Annotated in this window: 17 protein-coding genes; 7 read left to right on the top strand and 10 right to left on the bottom strand. The window is 66.7% G+C overall.

The features are described from left to right. Positions 1–242: 242 nt before the first annotated feature. The 5 genes from ACE191_RS09235 to ACE191_RS09215 all read right to left on the bottom strand — a co-directional run bounded on the left by ACE191_RS09235 (position 243) and on the right by ACE191_RS09215 (position 6,542). Positions 243–941, bottom strand: coding sequence for a hypothetical protein (locus tag ACE191_RS09235; protein ID WP_400191913.1), 699 nt, complete (start codon positions 939–941; stop codon positions 243–245). A gap of 222 nt (positions 942–1,163) precedes the next feature. Beyond that, complete coding sequence (locus ACE191_RS09230; protein ID WP_400191912.1) at positions 1,164–2,219, bottom strand: hypothetical protein; 1,056 nt, start codon at positions 2,217–2,219, stop codon at positions 1,164–1,166. Continuing rightward, positions 2,207–3,457 (bottom strand): polysaccharide ABC transporter ATP-binding protein, encoded by a 1,251-nt coding sequence (locus ACE191_RS09225; RefSeq protein ID WP_400191911.1) that lies wholly within the window; start codon positions 3,455–3,457, stop codon positions 2,207–2,209. Before ACE191_RS09225 ends, ACE191_RS09230 begins: the two co-directional genes overlap by 13 nt. After that, a complete protein-coding gene (locus ACE191_RS09220; protein ID WP_400191910.1) occupies positions 3,457–5,712 on the bottom strand; it encodes a cytochrome P450 in 2,256 nt (751 codons plus the stop codon). The genes ACE191_RS09225 and ACE191_RS09220 overlap by 1 nt, the downstream gene beginning before the upstream one ends. Continuing rightward, the gene (locus ACE191_RS09215; RefSeq protein ID WP_400191909.1) at positions 5,712–6,542 is read right to left on the bottom strand and encodes an ABC transporter permease; all 831 of its coding nucleotides are present in this window, start codon (positions 6,540–6,542) and stop codon (positions 5,712–5,714) included. Before ACE191_RS09215 ends, ACE191_RS09220 begins: the two co-directional genes overlap by 1 nt. A gap of 45 nt (positions 6,543–6,587) precedes the next feature. Between ACE191_RS09215 and ACE191_RS09210 the strand changes: the two genes are divergently transcribed. Further along, positions 6,588–7,664 carry a UbiA family prenyltransferase gene (locus tag ACE191_RS09210; RefSeq protein WP_400191908.1) on the top strand — a complete coding sequence of 359 codons (1,077 nt, stop codon included), beginning with the start codon at positions 6,588–6,590 and terminating at the stop codon, positions 7,662–7,664. Here ACE191_RS09210 and ACE191_RS09205 read toward each other — a convergent pair. The 3 genes from ACE191_RS09205 to ACE191_RS09195 all read right to left on the bottom strand — a co-directional run bounded on the left by ACE191_RS09205 (position 7,646) and on the right by ACE191_RS09195 (position 10,845). Continuing rightward, a complete protein-coding gene (locus ACE191_RS09205; protein ID WP_400191907.1) occupies positions 7,646–8,596 on the bottom strand; it encodes a glycosyltransferase family 2 protein in 951 nt (316 codons plus the stop codon). The genes ACE191_RS09210 and ACE191_RS09205 overlap by 19 nt on opposite strands. A gap of 64 nt (positions 8,597–8,660) precedes the next feature. Further along, positions 8,661–9,803: a glycosyltransferase family 4 protein gene (locus ACE191_RS09200; protein ID WP_400191906.1), complete on the bottom strand. Its 1,143-nt coding sequence runs from the start codon at positions 9,801–9,803 to the stop codon at positions 8,661–8,663. 199 nt (positions 9,804–10,002) lie between these two features. Next, entirely contained in the window at positions 10,003–10,845 is an 843-nt protein-coding gene (locus tag ACE191_RS09195; RefSeq protein WP_400191905.1) for an oxidoreductase, read from the bottom strand. A gap of 289 nt (positions 10,846–11,134) precedes the next feature. Between ACE191_RS09195 and ACE191_RS09190 the strand changes: the two genes are divergently transcribed. The 4 genes from ACE191_RS09190 (at position 11,135) to ACE191_RS09175 (ending at position 13,040) form a co-directional block, all read left to right on the top strand. Further along, positions 11,135–11,620: a TlpA disulfide reductase family protein gene (locus ACE191_RS09190; protein ID WP_400191904.1), complete on the top strand. Its 486-nt coding sequence runs from the start codon at positions 11,135–11,137 to the stop codon at positions 11,618–11,620. 47 nt (positions 11,621–11,667) lie between these two features. Continuing rightward, positions 11,668–12,291 (top strand): thioredoxin family protein, encoded by a 624-nt coding sequence (locus ACE191_RS09185; protein ID WP_400191903.1) that lies wholly within the window; start codon positions 11,668–11,670, stop codon positions 12,289–12,291. A gap of 103 nt (positions 12,292–12,394) precedes the next feature. Beyond that, on the top strand, positions 12,395–12,694 hold the full coding sequence (locus ACE191_RS09180; RefSeq protein ID WP_400191902.1) for a heavy metal-binding domain-containing protein: 300 nt from the start codon (positions 12,395–12,397) through the stop codon (positions 12,692–12,694). 133 nt (positions 12,695–12,827) lie between these two features. Beyond that, the gene (locus ACE191_RS09175) at positions 12,828–13,040 is read left to right on the top strand and encodes a heavy-metal-associated domain-containing protein (protein WP_400191901.1); all 213 of its coding nucleotides are present in this window, start codon (positions 12,828–12,830) and stop codon (positions 13,038–13,040) included. A gap of 74 nt (positions 13,041–13,114) precedes the next feature. On the opposite strand, the gene ACE191_RS09170 is transcribed toward ACE191_RS09175, so the two are convergent. Next, entirely contained in the window at positions 13,115–13,810 is a 696-nt protein-coding gene (locus tag ACE191_RS09170) for a TVP38/TMEM64 family protein (RefSeq protein WP_400191900.1), read from the bottom strand. 92 nt (positions 13,811–13,902) lie between these two features. Between ACE191_RS09170 and ACE191_RS09165 the strand changes: the two genes are divergently transcribed. Together ACE191_RS09165 and ACE191_RS09160 are read left to right on the top strand one after the other, a co-directional pair. After that, complete coding sequence (locus tag ACE191_RS09165) at positions 13,903–15,156, top strand: zinc dependent phospholipase C family protein (protein WP_400191899.1); 1,254 nt, start codon at positions 13,903–13,905, stop codon at positions 15,154–15,156. Between the two features lie 121 nt (positions 15,157–15,277). Continuing rightward, entirely contained in the window at positions 15,278–16,231 is a 954-nt protein-coding gene (locus ACE191_RS09160; RefSeq protein ID WP_400191898.1) for an alpha/beta fold hydrolase, read from the top strand. Positions 16,232–16,319: 88 nt separating this feature from the next. Here the strand turns inward: ACE191_RS09160 and ACE191_RS09155 are convergent, their stop codons facing one another. Further along, entirely contained in the window at positions 16,320–18,686 is a 2,367-nt protein-coding gene (locus ACE191_RS09155; protein WP_400191897.1) for a hypothetical protein, read from the bottom strand. Between the last annotated feature and the right edge of the window lie 8 nt (positions 18,687–18,694).

Raw genomic sequence — 18,694 nt, 5'->3', positions numbered from 1 at the left:
CAATGCCGGCTTTGTAACCAGCAGGGAACCCCAAGGAGCGCCAGGTATCCAGACTCCTCGTCTTTTCCAAAGCAGGAGCAAACACAAGTAGTTGCCTCCGCGACCTGCTCAGACACGGAAAAACCCCGGCTGTTGGCGCAGCCGGGGTTTTGCAGAAGCAGAAGCGGCAAACAGCCGGTTCCTACTTATTCAAAGGAGCCGACCGAGGGAAGGTGAAGTTCCCGCCGCCTGGCCCTGCGGCCCTACAGCTTAATCACGCCGGAGGATGGGGCGCCGCCGCCCGTGGGGGGCGGGCCACCGGCCGCGGCCTGATCGGCCAGCATGCGGTACTGCTGCGTGCCCTTTGCGGTCTGAATCGAGCCTGCCACGGTGTACAGGTACAGGTCGCCCGACACGGAGTAGTCGTTGTTGAGGTTGTTGACGAAGAAGTTAATCTCCACGGTGTTCATGCGCGAGGCCCGCTCCAGGAAGGTCTCCATCAGCGTGTCTACCTGGGCTTCGGTCAGGCCCTTCGACTGCATGGTTTCGCGGGTCTTTTCGTACGAAGCCGAGGCCCCGCCGCCGCCGAAAAACCACGTCCACACCGAGAGGTTGGCGCTGGCGGAGGTCTTCTCGTACTCCTTGATTTGCTCGCGGTACGAGGCCGACAGCATGCCCAGGGCCAGCTCGTTGAGGTCTTTCACATCCTGGCTCGACATGGCCGTAACCTGCAGCTTGGCCTTTATGGTGCCGCTGGAGTGGGCCGGCACGGTGTAGGCCAAACCGGTAAGCTGCCCCATGCCCGATACCGTGATGGAGAATGAGTCGCTGGAGGAGCCCGTTACGCTCATTTCTTCCGCGGCAGGCGCAACGCGCGGAGTTGGATCGATAAGCGCCACGTCGGTGGCCGTGATGGTAATTTCGCCGGGAGCTTCGGCTACTTCGTAAGTCGGTTGTGCCATGACACAAAATGAATGAGGTGAAACGATAGGTCAAAGCAACAGGTAATGAAGGTCTTGCGGCAGCGTAGAACCACGGGTTCGGTTAAAACGGGTAGTTCTACGCGGCCGCTTGCCCGGCATAGAATAACGGCCCGGGGTAGGCGAATCCGGTGACCTGGCCCGCTAGGAGCTGCTGGAATGCCCCGCACACCGAAGCAGGTGCGGCTGCATTGGGCAAGCCGTTCAGCCCCCAGCCTGCGCGGCCCGGTAGCGGGCCAGGGCTTCGAGGCAGAAGGCGGTAGTAATTTCCTCCGAGCCCCAGCCCATCCGCTTTTTCGGCCCGCCGTAGTACACCAGCCACCGCGGCCAGTGGCCGGGCCTTTCCTGGGTTTGCAGTAGAAACGCTACGGCCCCGGCTAGCTCGGGCGGCGCGGCCTGCAGGCTGAGCAGGGCGCACACCGACAGGGCTGTGTCCACCACGGTTTCGCCCAGGCGCCCGTCGGGCTTGGCGGCGGCGCAAATGCGGTCGATGATGGGCTGGCGCAGGGGCTCGAGGCGGGTGGGGCAGAGGGGGTAGGTGCGGGCGAAGAAGTAGTACACGATGGGCGCGTCGCGGTACCACAGGTCACAGTCGGCCTCGCGGCCCTCGGCAATGATGCGCAGCAGAAAGTCGATGATGGGCTGGGTTTCGGGCCGCTCACCGAGGTAGTACAAGGCGTTGGCATTCACCACCCCATCCACGTCGTTGCGGTTGGCCTCCACGCCATACCAGAACTTTATGCTTTGCAGGGGCCGCAGCAACTCGGGTAGCGTCACGCGCCAGTAGGTGCGGTTGGCGTTCCAGCGTGGGCGCAGCAAGAACCAGGAGTAAAACAGCCCCTGGCGGGTGCGGTTAGCCAGCAGCAGCGGCTCGTTGCCGGGTGGCGGCCAGCCCAGCCCGCGCGCGCGCAGCACGGCCGAGATGCAGCAGGTGTCGTCCACATCGAGCGGGCACAGGTAGCGCCAGCGGTGCAGCAGCGTAAAGTGATTCCACAGCCCGCCGTGGGCCATCTGATACTGGAAAAAGTCCGTGGACAGGGCCAGCATGGCGTCGGCGCGCGGGTCGTCGGCCAGGTGCAGCAGGCTGCCGGCAATCAGGGCCGTGGGGAAGATGGCGCTGTCGGGCAGCGTCCAGCCCAGCATGGGGGCGTCGGCCGCGCAGTACACGCAGAACTCGCCGTTGGGGTACTGGTGCTGCTGCAGGTAATCCAGCCCGCGGGAAATGGCCGCGTCGAGGATGGCGGGGCTTATTGGTTCCATTCCGCGTCGATGGTAATCAGCTGTTGCATCATATTATGGACGTTTTTGTGGAGGCTGGGCGCATCCTCGAGGCGCAGTCGGCTGGGCGCATTATCCCAGCCCCACAAAGCCAGCGGCTGCAGGCCTTCGAAGTGAAAGATTACGGCTTTCACCAGGTACTCGCCGGCGGTGAGCGGCAGGTGGGGCAGCTGGCAGGCCAGCGCGTGCGCCCCGGCCTGCAGCACCAGCGGGTGCGGCTGATAAGCCCCCGTGATGCACACGCTGCCATCTTTGGTGTAAATGAAAAAGCCCCAGCCGACGTTTTCCATCGTCCGCAGGGCCTGGTAGTTCACGCTCAAGGTCAGAGCATCGCCGACTTGCATGGCTGCCCCGGAGCCCGCCAAACTCACTTCCATGATGGCTACCGGGTGCGCTTCGCTGAGCGTAACGACAGCGGAACTATTGGCCTCGCGGGCGGCCTGCGCCGCCAGCTGCCGGGTAAAGTAGTGGTCGAGCGCATCGGTGGCCGAGCCGGTGAAGCTCACCTGGCCTTTTTCGAGCACAATGCCGCGCTGGCACACCGCCTGAATGTGGTAGGGCTGGTGCGATACCAGAATGAGCGAGCCGCCGCCTGCTAGGTAACCCAGCATGTGGTTGATGCACTTGCGCTGAAAGTCGATGTCGCCCACCGCCAGCACTTCATCCACCAGCAGCACATCGGGGTGGAAGTGCGCCGCCACCGCGTAAGCCAGCCGCGACACCATGCCCGAGCTGTAAAACTGCACCGGCATCTCAATGGCCTCGCCCAGGCCCGTAAACTCGATGATGGCCGGCAGCAACGGCAGGGTGCGGGCCCGCGAATAGCCCAGCAGGGCCGCCCGCACGAAGATGTTTTCACGGCCGCTCAGCACCGGGTCGAGCCCCGCCCCCAGCTCAATGAGTGCCCCCACCTGCCCGCGCATCCGGATGGAGCCGGCGTCGGGCTTGATGAGGCCGTTGAGCAGCTTGAGCAGCGTGCTCTTGCCCGCCCCATTGGCTCCGATGATGGCCAGGGCTTCGCCGCGGCGCAGCTCGAATGACACATCACGGAGACTCCAGAACTCATTGCGCCGCAGCTGTTTGTCAGGTGGCCGCGCCCCGGGCCAGGTTTCGGCCGCAATATCGCGCAGTCCGTACCAGAGCGAAGTGCGAAAGTGGGTGCAGAATTTTTTGGAGAGGTTACGCACCGTAACCACGGCATCCGGGGACGAGGAAAGCATCAGGCAACGGGCTGTAGGGTAACGGGCAAGCTACTCAGCGCGCGAAAAATGGGCGTTGGAAAGTAGGTGGGCACCGCCGAGGGGTTAATTGGGCGAAGGCTGGAGCCTTGCGCCAGCACCCACTGCACCAGAATGCGGGCTTCCAGCCGGGCCAGGTGCGCCCCGATGCAGGCGTGAATGCCGCCCCCAAAAGATAGGTGCCGGGTTGGGCGGCGGCTCAGGTCGAGCTCATCGGGCTGGGTGTACCGCGCCGGGTCGCGGTTGGCCGCCACGATGCTGCACATCACCCGGGCCCCGGCCGGCAGCTCGTGCCCGCCCAGGGTTACGGCCTGGGTGCTGATGCGCCAAAAGGCGCTGAGCGGGGGCTCCAAGCGCAGGATTTCCTCGATAAAATTATCGATGAGCGCTGGGTTGGCCCGCAACTGCTCGGCCACCAGGGGGTGCTTGAGCAAGTAGTGCGTGGCATTGCTCATCAGCATGCTGCTGGTGGCAATACCCGCCAGCCACATGGTTTTGAGCAAGCTCAGCGCCGCCGCCTGCGAAAGCTCCCCGGCCTGGATAAGGGTGAGCAGGTGGTTCATCATGGTGGGCTGGTCGGTCGGCTCCCGCTGCTGCAGGTAGTCGGTAAAAAAGCCGGTTAGCTCAGCCATATAGTTGAGCTGGTAGGCGTGGCCGGGCATGCAGCTTTGCAGCTGCCGGAGCTCCGGTGCGGTCAGGCCCATTAGCTGCCCGCTCACACGCTGGGTAAGTGGAATGGCCAGGTCCGTCACAAAATCGAAGAGCGGACGGGTGTGTAAGTCATCGACCAGCTCAGCCAGAGTTGCTTCCGTGAATCCGCGCAGGGCCGCCAACTCTTTGGGAGCGAAGAAGGGCTGCATCAGCAGGCGGTTGGTGGTATGGGTGGGCGGGTCAGCCCCAATCAGCTCGTTGTCGAAATCGGAATTAAAGGTGCTCGAAAACACCAGTGGCTCCCGCAGGACTTTATTGATCAAGTCGGTGTCCAGGATCAGCCAGCCCTGTTCGGCGGGCAGAAACTGCAGGCCGCCCCACTGCCGCAAATGCGCGTAGGCGGGGTAGGGGTCGGCCTGGGCTTCGAGGGCACCCAGCGAAAACCGGGCGATGAACTCCGGTGGGCCCAAGGCGGGGGCCGGCTGCGGCACCGGACTTACCAGACCCCGCTCGGCCAACCGCTGCCGGCTGTTGGCAATAGTAGTCCGTTCGGGTTCGGTGGCGCGCAGGCCGGGCAACAGCTGAACGGTTTGCAGCACGGCCCGCTGGGCGGGCTCGAACAAAAAGGGAAACGGGTCGGCGCCGATGGGGTTAATCAGTTGATAGCCATCGGCTAGTGCAGCGCCTAGGGCACCGGCTACATTCACCGGGTATTGAATCAGGGCCAGCCAGTATTCCGGCCCCAGTATCGTGCCTGCCGCCAGCTGCCGGCCCGTGGTGCTCAGGTAGCAGGGCAACGCCAAGGGCTGAGGCTGCAGGCCTTGCAGCGGCTGCCGCAACGCGGGCAAGTGCCGCGCCAGGACCGGCGAATGGTAGGGCCAGATAAGCTGCGTGGCCGGCGCGGCGCTGGTAATGCCGTGCGCCATCAGATGCTGCTGGGCTTCTGCCACGCTGACTTTCGGGCAAAAAGTCAGGCAGGAATCCGCATTAGTAATCAAGACGACGAACAGCTCCACGGGGCACTTGCTGGCCAGGGGCCCCACCTGCTCAAAGCTACCGTTGACGACCAAGAGCGTGTAGTCGGGCTGCGTTACCTGGCTTATTACGCAATAGCAGAGGCCGACACGTAAGGCATCGGTCAAGCTCAGTCCTCCGGCGGCATACACGGCGGCTACTTCTCCCAGGCTGACCCCCAGCACCGCCGTGGGCTGCGCACCCAGTGCCCGCCACAGGTCCACCAGTGCTAACTGCATCACCAGGCTGGTATGCATCAGGCGGACCTCGCTGGCGAAGAAATCGGGGTCGGGCGGCCCGGTGAAATGGCCGAGAATAGAGGGGCCGCCCAGCTCTTGCTGGGTGATTCGCTCGCACGCATCGATGGTGGCCCGGAAAGCGGCCTCGTGGGCGTACAACTCGCGGCCGGTGCCCGGGGCGTACTGCGTACGCCCGCCGAAGGCGAACAGCAGGCGTGGGGCTGCGGCGCGCCCCCGTAGCCGCTGCACCCGCCGCCAGGTGCGGCGCAGGAGGCGCTTCAGGGCAGTTGACGCGTAGCGGGCTACCAAGGTGCGGGGCAACTGGCTAATCATCAGAGGCGGGCAATGAGGTGAGGCTGAGCCAGCCGGTAGACCAGCCAGTTGAGGATGAAGAAGATGCCCGTCAGCCCCGCTACTATTCCAAAGCCCGGCGCCGGGGCCGGCAGGCCCGTCAGCAGCCAGCTGCGGGTGGTAGTGAGTAAGGGCGCCACGGGGTTGAGACTGAGCCATTGGCCGAAGCCGACGGGGAGCGTGTACACGATGGGCGTAATTAAAAACCACAGGTTCAGCACCACGGGCAGGGCCTGGGTTACGTCGGCGTAGAGCAGGCCCAGCAGCGCCACCAGCCAGCCCAGGGCCAGGCCCAGTGTCAACAGCAGCCCCAGCCCCAGCGGAACCAGAGCCAGGGTGCCCGTCAGCGGCACGCCGAACCAGAGCAGCACGCCCAGCAGCACCAGCAGGCGCACGCAGCTGTTGAAAACCACCACGGCGGCGCCGGCCGTCACAAAGGCTTCGTGGGGCACGCGCACCTTGGCCAGCGTGGCGCGGGTGGCGTTGAGCTGCTGCAGCGGGCAGTTGAGGGCCTCCACGAAGCCCTGCCACAGAAACACGCCTGCCAGCACGAAAGCCGGGTAGGGCACCCCGCCGGTGGCCACCTGCACCACCTGCGCGCGGCCCAGAAAAATCCAGACCAGCCCGGCCACCAGTGGGGGCAGCAGCATCCAGGTGTAACCCAGCAGGCTTTGGCGAGCCTGCACCTTCAGATTGCGCAGGAAAAGCTGCCAGCCAATGCGATACACCACCCCCACATCGGCCCGCACGTCACGCAGAAAAGTGCGCGGGGCCTGCAGGGGCGACTGCGAAGTGTAGATTGTTTCTTTCATTTGAGGTTAATGAGGCAACGGCGCAGTGGCTGGCCCAAAGAAATTATGGTGAATGAAACGGCGCGGGCCCAGCCCGCAGCCCGGCAGCGAGCAGCCTACACCCTGTGGCAGATGTCCCGCGCCAGCGAGTGGTGGGCATATAAGTTTGCCCCGATTCTAGCCACGGCCTACGCCACGGCGGCCAGCCTGCGGGCGCCGCTGCTGCCCGTGCTGCCCCGCCTGCTGCTGCTGCTGCTGGCCCTGACGGTGGGCGCCACCTACGTGAGTTTGCTCAACGACTGGACCGACCGGGCTCAGGACCAGGCTGCCGGCAAGGCCAACCGGCTGGCCGGGCAACCCGCGGGGCGGGTAGTGGCGGCGCTGCTGGGCTGCCTGGCGGCCGGGCTGGCGTTTGGCAGCTGGTTCTGGCAGCTGAGTCGGCTGGCCGCGCTGCTGTACCTGGGCGCCTGGGTGGCCTACTCCTTGTACTCGCTGCCCCCGTTGCGGCTGAAAGTGCGCGGCGCCTGGGGCCTGCTGGCCGATGCGGCCGGGGCCCACGGATTTCCGCAACTGCTCACGGCAGTGCTGGTAAGCACCTGGGCCGGCGCTGAACCAACGGCGGCCTGGCTGGCGGCCGTGGGCGCCTGGGCCCTGGGCTGCGGGGTGCGCAACATTCTGTGGCACCAGCTGGGCGACGCCGACGCCGACACGCAGGCGCGGGTAAACACCTTCGTGGTACGCCGGGGCCGGCGGGCCGGCCGCCAGCTGGCCCGGGTGGGCTTGCTGGTCGAAGCCGGGGGGCTGGCGGCGCTGCTGTACCTGGGCGGGCTGGGCCTGGCCTTCCTGGCGCTGCTGCTCTACGGCGTGCTGGTCGGGCTGCGCACCCGCGTGTGGCAGCAGCCGGTGGTAGTGGCCGAGCCCCAGCCCGGCCGGCCGATTCTGCTCAACGAGTACTACGAGGTGTACTACCCGCTGGCCCTGCTGCTCACGCTGACGCTGCGCCACCCGGCCGACGGGGGAGTGCTGGGGTTGCACGCGCTGCTGTTTGGCTTGCACAGCTGGCAACGGCTGGCCGTGTGGGGGGCGCTGCTGGCCGTGGCGGGCAGCAAAGTGCGACGGCTGCTTCACGCGGAGCGGGGGTAGCTTTTGGCGTAGCTGTACACTTCGTACACGATGCGGTAGCTGGTCGTGAACGGTGCGGCGCGGAAGGCCTTGACCAGGTAGCGCAGCAGCAGGGTTTTGCGCTGCTGCTTGTAGCTGCTGTAGGCGTAGTTGAGCAGGTGCTGGGCCTGCCGCTGCTGAAACATGATTTTCTCGTGCCAGCGCAGGTGCTGGCGGTAGCGCTGCAGCAGCAGGGGCTCGTCGTGCAGGCTCAGCTCCTCGGCCACGGCCTGGTAGTCGCGCCCGTCGTAGATGTTCTGGCCGTGCACCTGCTTGAGCCAGTGCGGGGTGAGGGTGAACACGGCGGGCGTGGGCTGGTGCAGTACGAGGTCCAGCAGCAGGCACCAGTCGTCGGCAATGCGCATCTGCTCGTTCCAGCCGCTGCCCATGGCGCTGCGCCGCACAATCAGGGCCGACGACGGGGCCGGGCAGGTTTCCAGCATCAGGCGCCGCGTCTGGGCCGCGCTCAGCAGCCACCAGTCGCCGGCGGGCTGGGTGAGGTAGCGCCGCCGGGCCGAGGTCAGGTTGCAGAAGATTTCCAGGCCGTTGGGGCCGCCGCTGGTGCGCCAGTTCAGAAACCCTAGGTTCACCCCATGCTGCTGCAGCTGGGCTATGCCCGCGCTCAGGAAGCCCGGGTCCCAGATGTCGTCCGAGTCGAGCGTGGTCACGTATTCGCCCCGGCTGCGGCGCAGCCCGGCGTTGCGCGCCGCGGCCTGCCCGGCGTTGGCCTGGTACTCATACTCCACCTGCGGAAAGGCACTGACCACCCGGCGCGTGTCATCCGTCGAGCCGTCGTCGACCACGATGATCTGCTTGTGCGGATAATCCTGCGCCAGGGCGCTGCGGATGGCATCGACTACCAGGTGGGCCCGGTTGTACGTCGGGATGATGATGGAAGCTAGGCCCGCCTGCATGTACAGGTTTTAATCATAGATGAACGGTGGGGAAGATGGCGGCAATTGCCTGGGGATTGGGTGGCTAAACCAGCTGAAGCAGCTGCTGACTAAACTGCGCGCCGGGCTGCGGCGGCACCTCGCGGCGGGCGTGGGCGGCGGCGGCGCGGCCCAGGGCGGGCCAATCGGCCTGCCGTGCCCAGGCTCGTTCCAGCGCCTCGTCGAGGGCCGCGGGCGTGGCGGCGGCGGCCAGAAAGCCCGTTTCGTTGTCGCGCAGCAGCTCGGCCGTGCCGCCGGCGGCCGTGGCCACGGCCGGGCGGCCGCAGAGCATGGCCTCAACCAACGCCAGCGGCAGGCCTTCGTAGCGTGAAGGCAGCACCAGGACGTGGTGCCGGGCCCATACGGCGGTTACGTCGGGCACCTGCCCGGCCCAGGTCACGCGCCCGGTCAGGCCCAGCAGCTCGGCCATTTCCCGCAAAGCCAGCTCGTCGCCGCCGCGGCCGAAAAAGCTCACGTGCAGGTTGCGCTGCCGCCACTTGGGCAGGCCCAGTACCTGCAGCAGCGCGTCCTGGCCCTTGTCGAACACTTCCAGCCGGGCCACGCAGGCCAGCTGCAGTTCGGGCTGCGGCGCGGGCCAGGGCTGCTCGGCGGAGTAGGGTACGTTGAAAGGGTTGCGCACCACGCTGGCCTGCTCCAGGGCCATGCCCAGCTGGTGCTGGGTCAGCTCCAGGTTGTGGCGCGACACGAAGAAGCAGTGGCGGGCGACCCGGTAAGCCTGGCGGGCCTGCTCGCGCTGCAGCCGGGGCGGAAAGTACACCTCGGCCGCTTTCTGGGCCAGCATCACGTAGGGCTGATTCATCCGGCGGCAGAAATCGGCAAACACCAGTCCATCAAAGTTGGAGCCCTGGGCCACTACTATCAAGTGCGGCCGTTCGCGGCGCAGGTGGCGCCGCAGCTCGCGCAGCTGCCCGGCTTCCGCCGGCCACTTCCGGTGGGTGGGCAAGGCCCGGTTCAGCACGCGCTGGTAAAAGGGCGGGTAAGCCGGCATTCCAACCACGGTGCAGCCCGCGGCCCGCAGCTGCTGCACGCGCGGGTGCGCCGCGTCGAAGGCGGTTTTGAACACCGCCACCCGGTGCCCGGCCGCGCGAAGGCTCAGGGCCGCCTCGGCCCACAGTTCTTCGCTGCCGCCCCAGGGGTGCATGCAGGAGCTGATAATAGTAAAAAGCACGGGTAGGGAATGCCGCAAAAAGGAAAGTAAATATAAAGATGCGGCAAATATTGAACTTAAGCTAGAGCCCGCCCGCTACGGCCGGCGGCAAGCAACGGGCAGCCCCGGTGCCGCGGGCGGCAATGCAGGTCTGAAGCCCGCAAAAAGCCCGCTTCCGGGGTAGGAAGCGGGCTTTGCAGGCGCGTAGATAAAACTGCGGTTAGGCCGGAAAATCGGCGGAGTCACCGAGCGCGGCCACGCTTTCCAGCTCCTGCACCAGGGCGGCAAACTTTTCGCGGGCCCCTTTCACGGCAGCTTTGCCCAGGGGCAGGTGCAGGGGCGGGTTTTCCTGGCGCACGAGCTCGTACATGATCTGGGCGGCGCGCTGCGGGTCGCCGGGCTGGCGGCCGCTGTAGCCCTGAATGCCCTTCAGGTTTTCGCCCACCGTAGCCTGGTAGTCGTCGATGCTGGTGGTGACCACCGAGGCCGAGCGGCCGGCCCAGTCGGTGCGGAAGCCGCTGGGCTCGATGTTGGTAACGCGGATGCCCAGCGGGCCTACCTGCTGGGCCAGGCTTTCGCCGATGGCTTCGAGGGCAAACTTGCTGGCGTTGTACACGCCCACGCCGGGGAAGGTCTTGAGCCCGCCGATGCTGGTGATGTTGATGACGTGGCCGCTGCGGCGCGGGCGCAGGTGGGGCAGCACGGCCCGCAGCACGTGCAGGGGCCCGAATACGTTTACCTCGAACTGCCGCCGCACCTCGGCCGCGTCGATTTCCTCGATGCTGCCCAAAGAGCCGTAGCCCGCGTTGTTTACTACCACATCAAGGTAGCCCAACGCCTCGATGGCGGCGGCCACGGCCTGCTGCACCTGCGCCTCGTCGGTCACGTCGCACACCAAGCCGATGCCGTTGGCGCCAGCTTTCCGGGTGAATGCATCGGCCTGTTCGGCCTGGCGGAAGGTAGCGGCCACGAAGTCGCCTTTCTCGAGCAGCAGCGCGGCCAGCGCGGCGCCAAACCCGGTGCTGACGCCGGTGATAAACCACCGTTTAGGGGAAGTAGTCATAGTAGACAAGAAGGAGTGGGGTGGGAGCGGCCGCCAACTCTGGGGCCGTGGTGGTGAACTACCGACCCGCCCCCGAGGTTTGCGGCCCGGTTCAACTTACCGGGCTGTGGGCCGGCCGAGTGCGGGTGGCCGCCGCGGTTTTCAAGGCGTCGCCTGCGAATAGCGCATGTTCAGCTCCGGCGAAGGCCGCGGAAATCAAGGGGCGTGCTACCTTACGTGCAGCCCGGGCGGCCCGGCCTCGTCCCTTGCATGCCGGGGCGGGCGGCCGCCCCGGGCGCAACCCACTTCCATGAACAACGGCTTGAAAATCTTACTGGTGCTGCTCTTGCTGGCCGGGCCGGCCGCGGCCCAGCAGGTGCGGGTGGTGAAGTTGCCCGCCGTGGAGCAGCTGCTACGCGGCCGGTCCGACACGACCTACGTGCTCAACTTCTGGGCAACCTGGTGCGGGCCCTGCGTGCAGGAGCTGCCGCACTTCGAGCGGGTGCGCGCCGCTCATGCCGGCCAGAAGGTGCGCGTGGTGCTCATTAGCCTAGATTTTGCCTCGCAGCTCGACAAGAAAGTGCGGCCCTTCGTGCAGCGCCACCAGCTGGCCTCGGCGGTGTGGCTGCTCAACGAAACCGACCCCAACGCCTACATCGACCGCATCGACCCCGGCTGGTCGGGGGCATTGCCGTTTACCTTGCTCATCAACCCCGCCCGCGGGCAGCGCAAGGCCTTCGAACGGCCCCTCACGCAGGCCGAGCTGGAAACCGAGCTGCGGGCCTTTGGCCATTAGGCGGGCGCACCCGAGTTTTTGTTTTCACCTTTTTCAACCCGAACACCATGAAAAACAAGGTTCTGCTGCTGGCCCTGGTGGCCGTGCTGACTTCGCTCAGCAGTTTTTTCCGGCCACTCGAAGGCGGCCTGCAGGTGGGCGACCAGGCCGCCGACTTCAAGCTGAAAAACGTGGACGGCAAAACGGTGTCGCTGGCCGATAACAAGGCGGCGAAGGGCTACATCCTGGTGTTCACCTGCAACACCTGCCCCTACGCCCAGGCCTACGAGCAGCGCATCATCGACCTGCACCGCAAGTACGCTGGCCAGGGCTACCCCGTGGTGGCCATCAACCCCAATGATCCGCAGGTGACGCCGGGCGACTCCTTCGCCGAGATGCAGAAGCGCGCCAGCAGCAAAAAGTACCCCTTCGCCTACCTGCTCGACGAAACCCAGGAGGTAGCCCGCACCTACGGCGCCACCCGCACGCCCCACGTGTACGTGCTGCAGCGTGCCGGTGCCGACCTGAAAGTGGCCTACATCGGCGCCATCGACAACAACACCGAGGACGGCAAGGCGGCCACCGCCCGCTACGTGGAGCAGGCCCTGACCGAGCTGATGGCCGGCCGGCCCGTGTCGACCACCGCGACCAAGGCAGTGGGCTGCGGCATCAAGTGGAAAAAGAAGGCCTAGCCAGCCGCCACGAGCTTAGAAGCGGGGATTGGGGCCGGGCCGGCGTCAATCCCCGTTGGTTTTTCGGAAGTTTGCAACTCACTCCACGATGCTTTTCGCTCTTATGCGTACTCCCCGCCTTCTTCTCGTTGCCCTGCTGCTGAGCAGCGGCCTGCTGGGCGCCTGCAACAGCCAGCCCGCCGACAACGCCACCACCCCGCCGCCCACCGAAGCCACCGCCGACTCGGCCCGCATTCAGCAGCCCGCCGACGAGGTGTCGCGCCCCGCTACCGAGGGCGGCACCGGCGACCAGACCAACACCGGCACCACCAGCTACGTGTGCCCCATGCGCTGCGAGGGCAGCCAGAGCACCCAGCCCGGCAAGTGCCCGGTGTGCGGCATGGACCTGGAAAAAGCTGCTTAGCCGCCACGGCCGGGCGGGCGCAAGCCGGCAATTATGTAAGCGGCCGGTCCGAATTCTGTTAATCGGCCGGCGGGTGCGGGACGTAACTTTGCAATGTACTCCGGGCTTTCGAAGCCCGCTTGGCCCTACGCTTATGTCAACCCTACGCTTCAAAACCAACATCAACTGCGGCGGCTGCATCAAGGCCGTTACGCCCACGCTCAACGAGGTAGTCGGCGCCGGCAACTGGCAGGTCGACACCAACTCGCCCGACAAGATTCTGACCGTAAACACCGACGAGCTGACCGCTGCCGCGGTGGTGGCCGCGGTGGAAGACGCCGGCTTCGAGGCCCAGGCGGCCGCCTAAGCCAGCTGGCTAACTGATTTCCCCGGCCCGATGAGCGTGTGCTCGTCGGGCCGGTCTGTTTCCGGGTCAACCAGCTACTTGCGCTTGCGGCGCCGGTCCCACCACACGTAGCCGCCGAACAAGAGCAGCCCCACGCCCGACACCCACAGCAGTCCGGTTTTCAGGCGCCCACTGTCCTGGCCCAGGTAAGCCAGCAGGCCAATGAGGGGCAGAATGGCCGCCGCCGTCACGCCGATAAAGCGCAGGTAGCCCATGCGTGCCACCCCAGCCACGAAGCTGATGGCGTCGTTGGAGATGATGGGCGTGAGCCGGGCCAGGGCCACCGCGCCCATGCCGTAGTCTTCGACGAAGCCGGTGACTTTGCGCTGGCTTTTGCGGCCCAGCAGCCGCCCCACGAAGCCTTCGCCCAGCGCCCGCCCGATCCAGTAACCGATGCTGGAGGCCGTGAGCACGCCCACCCAGGCCAGCAGCCCGCCCCACCACGGCCCGTAGGCCAGCACGGCCACCAGAATCAGCAGGGCGTTGTTGATGACGACCAGAAACATCTGCGCCACCATGGCCACCACCAGCAGCACCGGCCCCCAGTAGCCGAACTGCCGGAACCAGGCCGCCACCTTGGCCTGGTCGCCGGTGCGCAGCACGGCCCAGCCCTGCTGCACGCCCTCCTGGAACGCCGGCCACAGAAAGTAGGCGCCCACCAGGGGCAGCAGAATGCCGAGCGAGACAAACAAAGGCAGGCGGCTGGAGCGGGCGGGCGCGTCGTGGGACATGGCAGCGGGGCAGGGGCTGGGGTGCGTTACGGCAACGCGGGCGGCTGGTTTGCCGTTGCGGCAGCGGGGCCTCGATGGGCCTCACCCGCCGCATGTTTCGTTTGCTTTTGGTGCTGCTGCTGGCCGCGCCGTTTTCCGCTTCCGGCTACTCCGTGCTCACGCACATGGCCAACGTCGACTCCACCTGGGAAGCCTGCCTGCTGCCCACCCTGCAGCGCCGCTTTCCCGGGGGCTCCCCCGAGGACCTGGCCGCGGCCAAGTCCTACGCCTACGGCGGGGCCATCATTCAGGACATGGGCTTCTACCCCTTCGGCTCCAAGCTGTTTACCAATCTCACCCACTACGTGCGTAGCGGCGACTTTGTGCGCGCCCTGCTCGACGAGGCCCACGACCGCAACGAGTACGCCTTTGCCCTGGGGGCGCTGGCTCACTACTCGGCCGACAGCAACGGCCACCCCGAGGGCACCAACCGCGCCATGGCCTCGGTGTATCCCGATCTGAAAGCGCAGTTCGGTCCCGTCATTACCTACGAGGAAGCGCCCGCGCAGCACACCCAGCTGGAGTTTGCCTTCGACGTGGTGCAGGTGGCCGCCGGCCGCTACCGCTCCGACGACTACCACCGCGCCATCGGCTTCGAGGTGAGCAAGCCGGTGCTGGAACGGGCCTTTCTGAAAACCTACGGGCTGAAGCTGGGCCAGGCCATTGCCAACGTGGACCTGAGCATCGGCTCCTACCGCTTCGTCATCAGCCAGCTGATTCCCACTGCCACGCGCGCCGCCTGGCGGGCCAAGGGCGACGAAATCCGCCAGCTCAGCCCCGCCGTGCGCCGCCGCGACTACGTGTACCACTACCACCCGCGCCAGTACCGCCGCGAGTTTGGCGGGGCCTACCAGAAACCCGGGCTGGGCGCGCGCCTGCTCAGCGGCGTCATTCGCGTGCTGCCCAAAATCGGCCCGCTCAAGCCCTACGCCTTCACCGTGCCCACGCCCGAAGCCCAGGCCCTGTTCCGCAGCAGCTTCCGCACCGTGCTGCGCCGCTACTGCGAGCTGGTAAAGCAACAGACCGCGCCCGGCCAGCTGCCCCGCCTGCCCAACACCGATTTCGACACCGGGGAGCCCACCAAGGCCGGCCACTACGCCCTGGCCGACGAAACCTACGGCGAGTGGCTGCGCAAGCTGGCCGACGACAAGTTCGCCTCGGTGGAGCCGGGCGTGCAGCAAAACATCCTGGCCTTTTTTGCGGGCCAGCCCAAAGAGCCCCGCGACGAGGACGAGAAAGAAGCCCGCACCCGCGCCCAAACCCAGGAGGCTTTGCAGCAGTTGCGGGGGTGGTCGGGTAAGGAGTAGGGCGCGCCTTTTTTCGGCGTGACAACGACGCGGTTAGGGGCGCCGGCGGGCGGGCAGACAACGGTTGACGGGCACCGGCCATCTTTGCGCTACTGTTTCCCCTTTCCTTTTTTCCATCGTTATGCGTTTCGCGTTTCGGCTGCGCACGGCCCTGGTGTGGGCCCTGCTGCTGTGCCCCCTGCTGCTGGCCGCCGGCCCCAAGCCCGGCCTCGCCAACGGCCCCCGCACCTTCACCACTTCCGACGGCGTGCAGTTGTTTGCCTCCGTTACCGGCCAGGGCCAGCCCTGCGTATTCGTGCACGGCGGGCCGGGCGCCTGGAGCGGCATGCCCGAGCAGCTGGCCGGTCCCGCCCTCAACGGCCAGCTCCAGATGATCTGGACCGACCAGCGCGGCAGCGGCCGCTCCCACAACGACCCCCGGCACGACTACTCCCTCGATCGTATGGTGCAGGACCTGGAAGAGCTGCGCCAGCATTTGGGCCTGGAGTCGTGGGTGCTGATGGCCCATTCCTTTGGCGGCACCATTGCCACCGAGTACGCCGCCCGCTACCCCCAGCGGGTGCGCGGCCTGGCCCTGATTGAGTGCACCCTGAATTTGCCCGCGTCCATGCAGAGCATGATTGTAAGCGGCTTCGACTTCGTGCCGGCCATGGACCGCGCGCCCTACCTCGACCAGACCAAGCCGGTGCAGGAACGCTTCGGCATGATGGTGCAGCACTTCAACCAGCACGGCACGTGGCGCAAGTTGCAGTATACCACCGACGCGGGCTTTCAGCGGGTGGAAGATGCCGACAAGAGCAACCCCCACACCGGCAACGAATTTGGCCAGTACGCCATGGGCATTGCCGACTACCAGAAGGACTTCACCGCCCTCACGCCCCAGATCAAGGCGCCCGTGCTGGTGATGACCGGCAAAACCGACTACTGCATCGGCGTCGACCACTACAAGGCTTTCCGCTTTCCCCGTCAGCAGGTGGTGCAGATGCAGACCGGCCACGTGCCCTTCGTGGAAGAGCCCGAGGCTTTCCAGAAAGCCGTGGCCGCCTGGGTGAAAAAGCTGCCCCGCAAGGCCTGATTCCGGCTTCCGCCCCCAAACCAAGCGCCCCGGCTTCCGCAAGTGGAAAGCCGGGGCGCTTGGTTTGGGGAAGGGGCGTGGGGCAGGCTTACTGCTCCCAGGCCATCCACACCACGCGCAGGACCTGGGCCCAGCTGGCGTTTTCGTCCACGCGCCGGATGTTGACGACCACCTGCGTGGGCGAAACCGAGCGGGCGGTTACGGCGAAGGTGTCCCAGTAGTCGGTATTGGGCTGGGAGTTGACCGTCAGCTGCACCAGGGGCGTGCTGGTGAAGGGCGTGGGAAAGGTGATGAGGTAGGAGCAGGTGCTGGTACTGCAGCCGTTGAAGGAGGCACTGCCGGTTTGCAGGTTGCGGAACACCGAGCCCTGCGGGCCCAGGCGCACCGAGCCGTTGACGTCGAGCTGAGCCTGGGGCGTGGTGGTGCCGATGCCCACCTGGCCGGCGGGGGCCACGTAGAGGCGGGTGTTGGAGCCGGCAGCGTTGTCGATGTCGTTGACGGCCGACGAATTGTAGGTCTGCAGGCGCAGGGCCGGGGCGCGCAGCGTAATCAGGTCGGGGCCGAAGCCGTTGCTGCCGTCGTTGCCGTGGAACAGAATCAGCTCGCTGCGCTCGGTGGCCGCGTCCTGGCCGTCGGGCACGGTGCGGGCCGTAATGCTGGGCGCCAGGTCGCTGGGGGGCGGGGCCAGCTGAAACGTTTGGGCGCGGGCCGTGCCGGCCACGTCGAGCAGCTGCTGGGGCGTGGTGGTGCCGATGCCCACCCGGCCGTTGGCGGCGATGCGCATGCGCTCCTGCCAGGCCTGGTCGGCAGTGGTGAAAAAGCGGTGCTGGCCGGTGGCGCCCGCCACGTTGCCGGGCCCGCCGTGGTAGTCGAGACTCCAGTTGGTGGTGTGGGCCAGCTTCGAGCCGTTGGCCTGGGTCGTGAAGTACAGCTTGTCGCCGTCGGCGGTGTTGGTGCGCAGCGTGCCCGTTACGCGGGTGTCGCCCACCACGTCCAGCGCCGTTTCGGGGGTGAAGGTGCCGATGCCCACCCGGCCCTGGCTGGTCCAGCGCAGGGCCGTGCCCTGGGTGCCGTCCACGTTCGAGCCCAGCGCGCCGCCGTTGAAGCCGTAGAGCACCGGCCCGTTGATGTGGGTGTTCTGCCAGAGCGTGCGGGTGGTGCCGTAGTAGCCCAGGCCGTGGTCGGCGTCGCCGGCGGTGCGCAGCAGCAGCTCGCGGTTATTCAGGGCCAGGTTCTGGGTAGCCGAGTGGTTGCCCAGGTTGTCGCCGGGCACCGTCACCGCGCTGCCCGCGCCGCTCACGCCCGAAATGCTGATGGTGGAGCCGCTGATGGAGAGCGTCTGCTGGTCCGAGTCGGGCACCGAGCCGCCGTTGGTGAGGGCAATGGTGTTGCCGCTTTTGCTCAGCTGGGGGTAGTCCTGGCGGCTCAGGCCGCCGTTGTTGTCGGTGCCCACCAGGCCCGCGCCGTTGCCGCCCAGGCTCGAAAAGCGCACGTTGGAGAGGCCGCTCAGGCCGGCCACGTGCAGGTCGGCCTGGGGCGAGCCGGTGCCGATGCCCACCCGGGCGCGGTTCACGCTCAGAGTCGTGGTGGGCGCCGCGGGCTGCACAATGAACGTGCTGAAGCGCAGGTCGCTGTCGGGGCCAATCGAGGACGTGCCTTCGGGGTAGGGGTTGGCGTCGGCGTAGGGGAAGGTGGGCAGGCCGCTGCCCGCCAGGCGCTGCACCCGAAGGGTATATACCTCGCCGGCTACTACGGGGAGCGGCGTGGTGAACTGCGCCGAAATGGCGCTGCCGGCCGCGCTGGCAGTGACGACGCTGCGCAGCACGGCGCCGCTGGTGCCGCTGCCCTGCAGCAGTTCGAGGCGGTACTGCTGGGTGCCGGTGCTGCTGCCTACCCCCGGTTGGATAAAGGCCCGGTACAGCCCTCCCGACTGCTGCACGGTGAAGCTCTGCCAGACCGTCGAGGCTGTGAGTTGGCCGGTAATTGCTCCGCCGTAGTTCGCATCCTCCGTAACGAGGTTGGTGTTGTAGTCGGTGGCCGTGGAAGTTATCGTGAGCGGTTGGGCACCGGCTGCCACGGCGGTGGGCTGGGTGAGCGTGCCGCCCAGCTGCAGCTCGTTGCCGGTTTTGCTCAGGCCGTTGCCGGCCGTTACGGCCGCCGTGTGTTGGTTGGGAATGGCGTTCCACTGCCCGCCGAAGTAGTACCAGAAGCCCGGCGCCGGCCCGTCGGTCTGAAACACCATTAGCCCGTCGGGCACGCTGCTCATGGCCGTGCGCTGGGCCTCGCTCAGGCGCGGAATCAGCAGGCCCTTGTCGGTGGCCGACAGATCGAGAGCAGCCCGGGGGTTGGGCGTGGTGGTGCCAATGCCCACCGAGCCGGGCGTTTGGGCCAGGGCCGCGAGGGGCAGGCCCAGCAGGGCCAGCAGCAGCGGGCGCAGGGAGTAAGCGTGTTTCATGCAGCAGG

Source organism: Hymenobacter sp. B81 (assembly GCF_044628455.1).
Taxonomy (GTDB): Bacteria; Bacteroidota; Bacteroidia; order Cytophagales; family Hymenobacteraceae; genus Solirubrum.
Note: the sequence above shows the minus strand (reverse complement) of the source record. Positions and strands in the feature narration are given on the sequence as shown.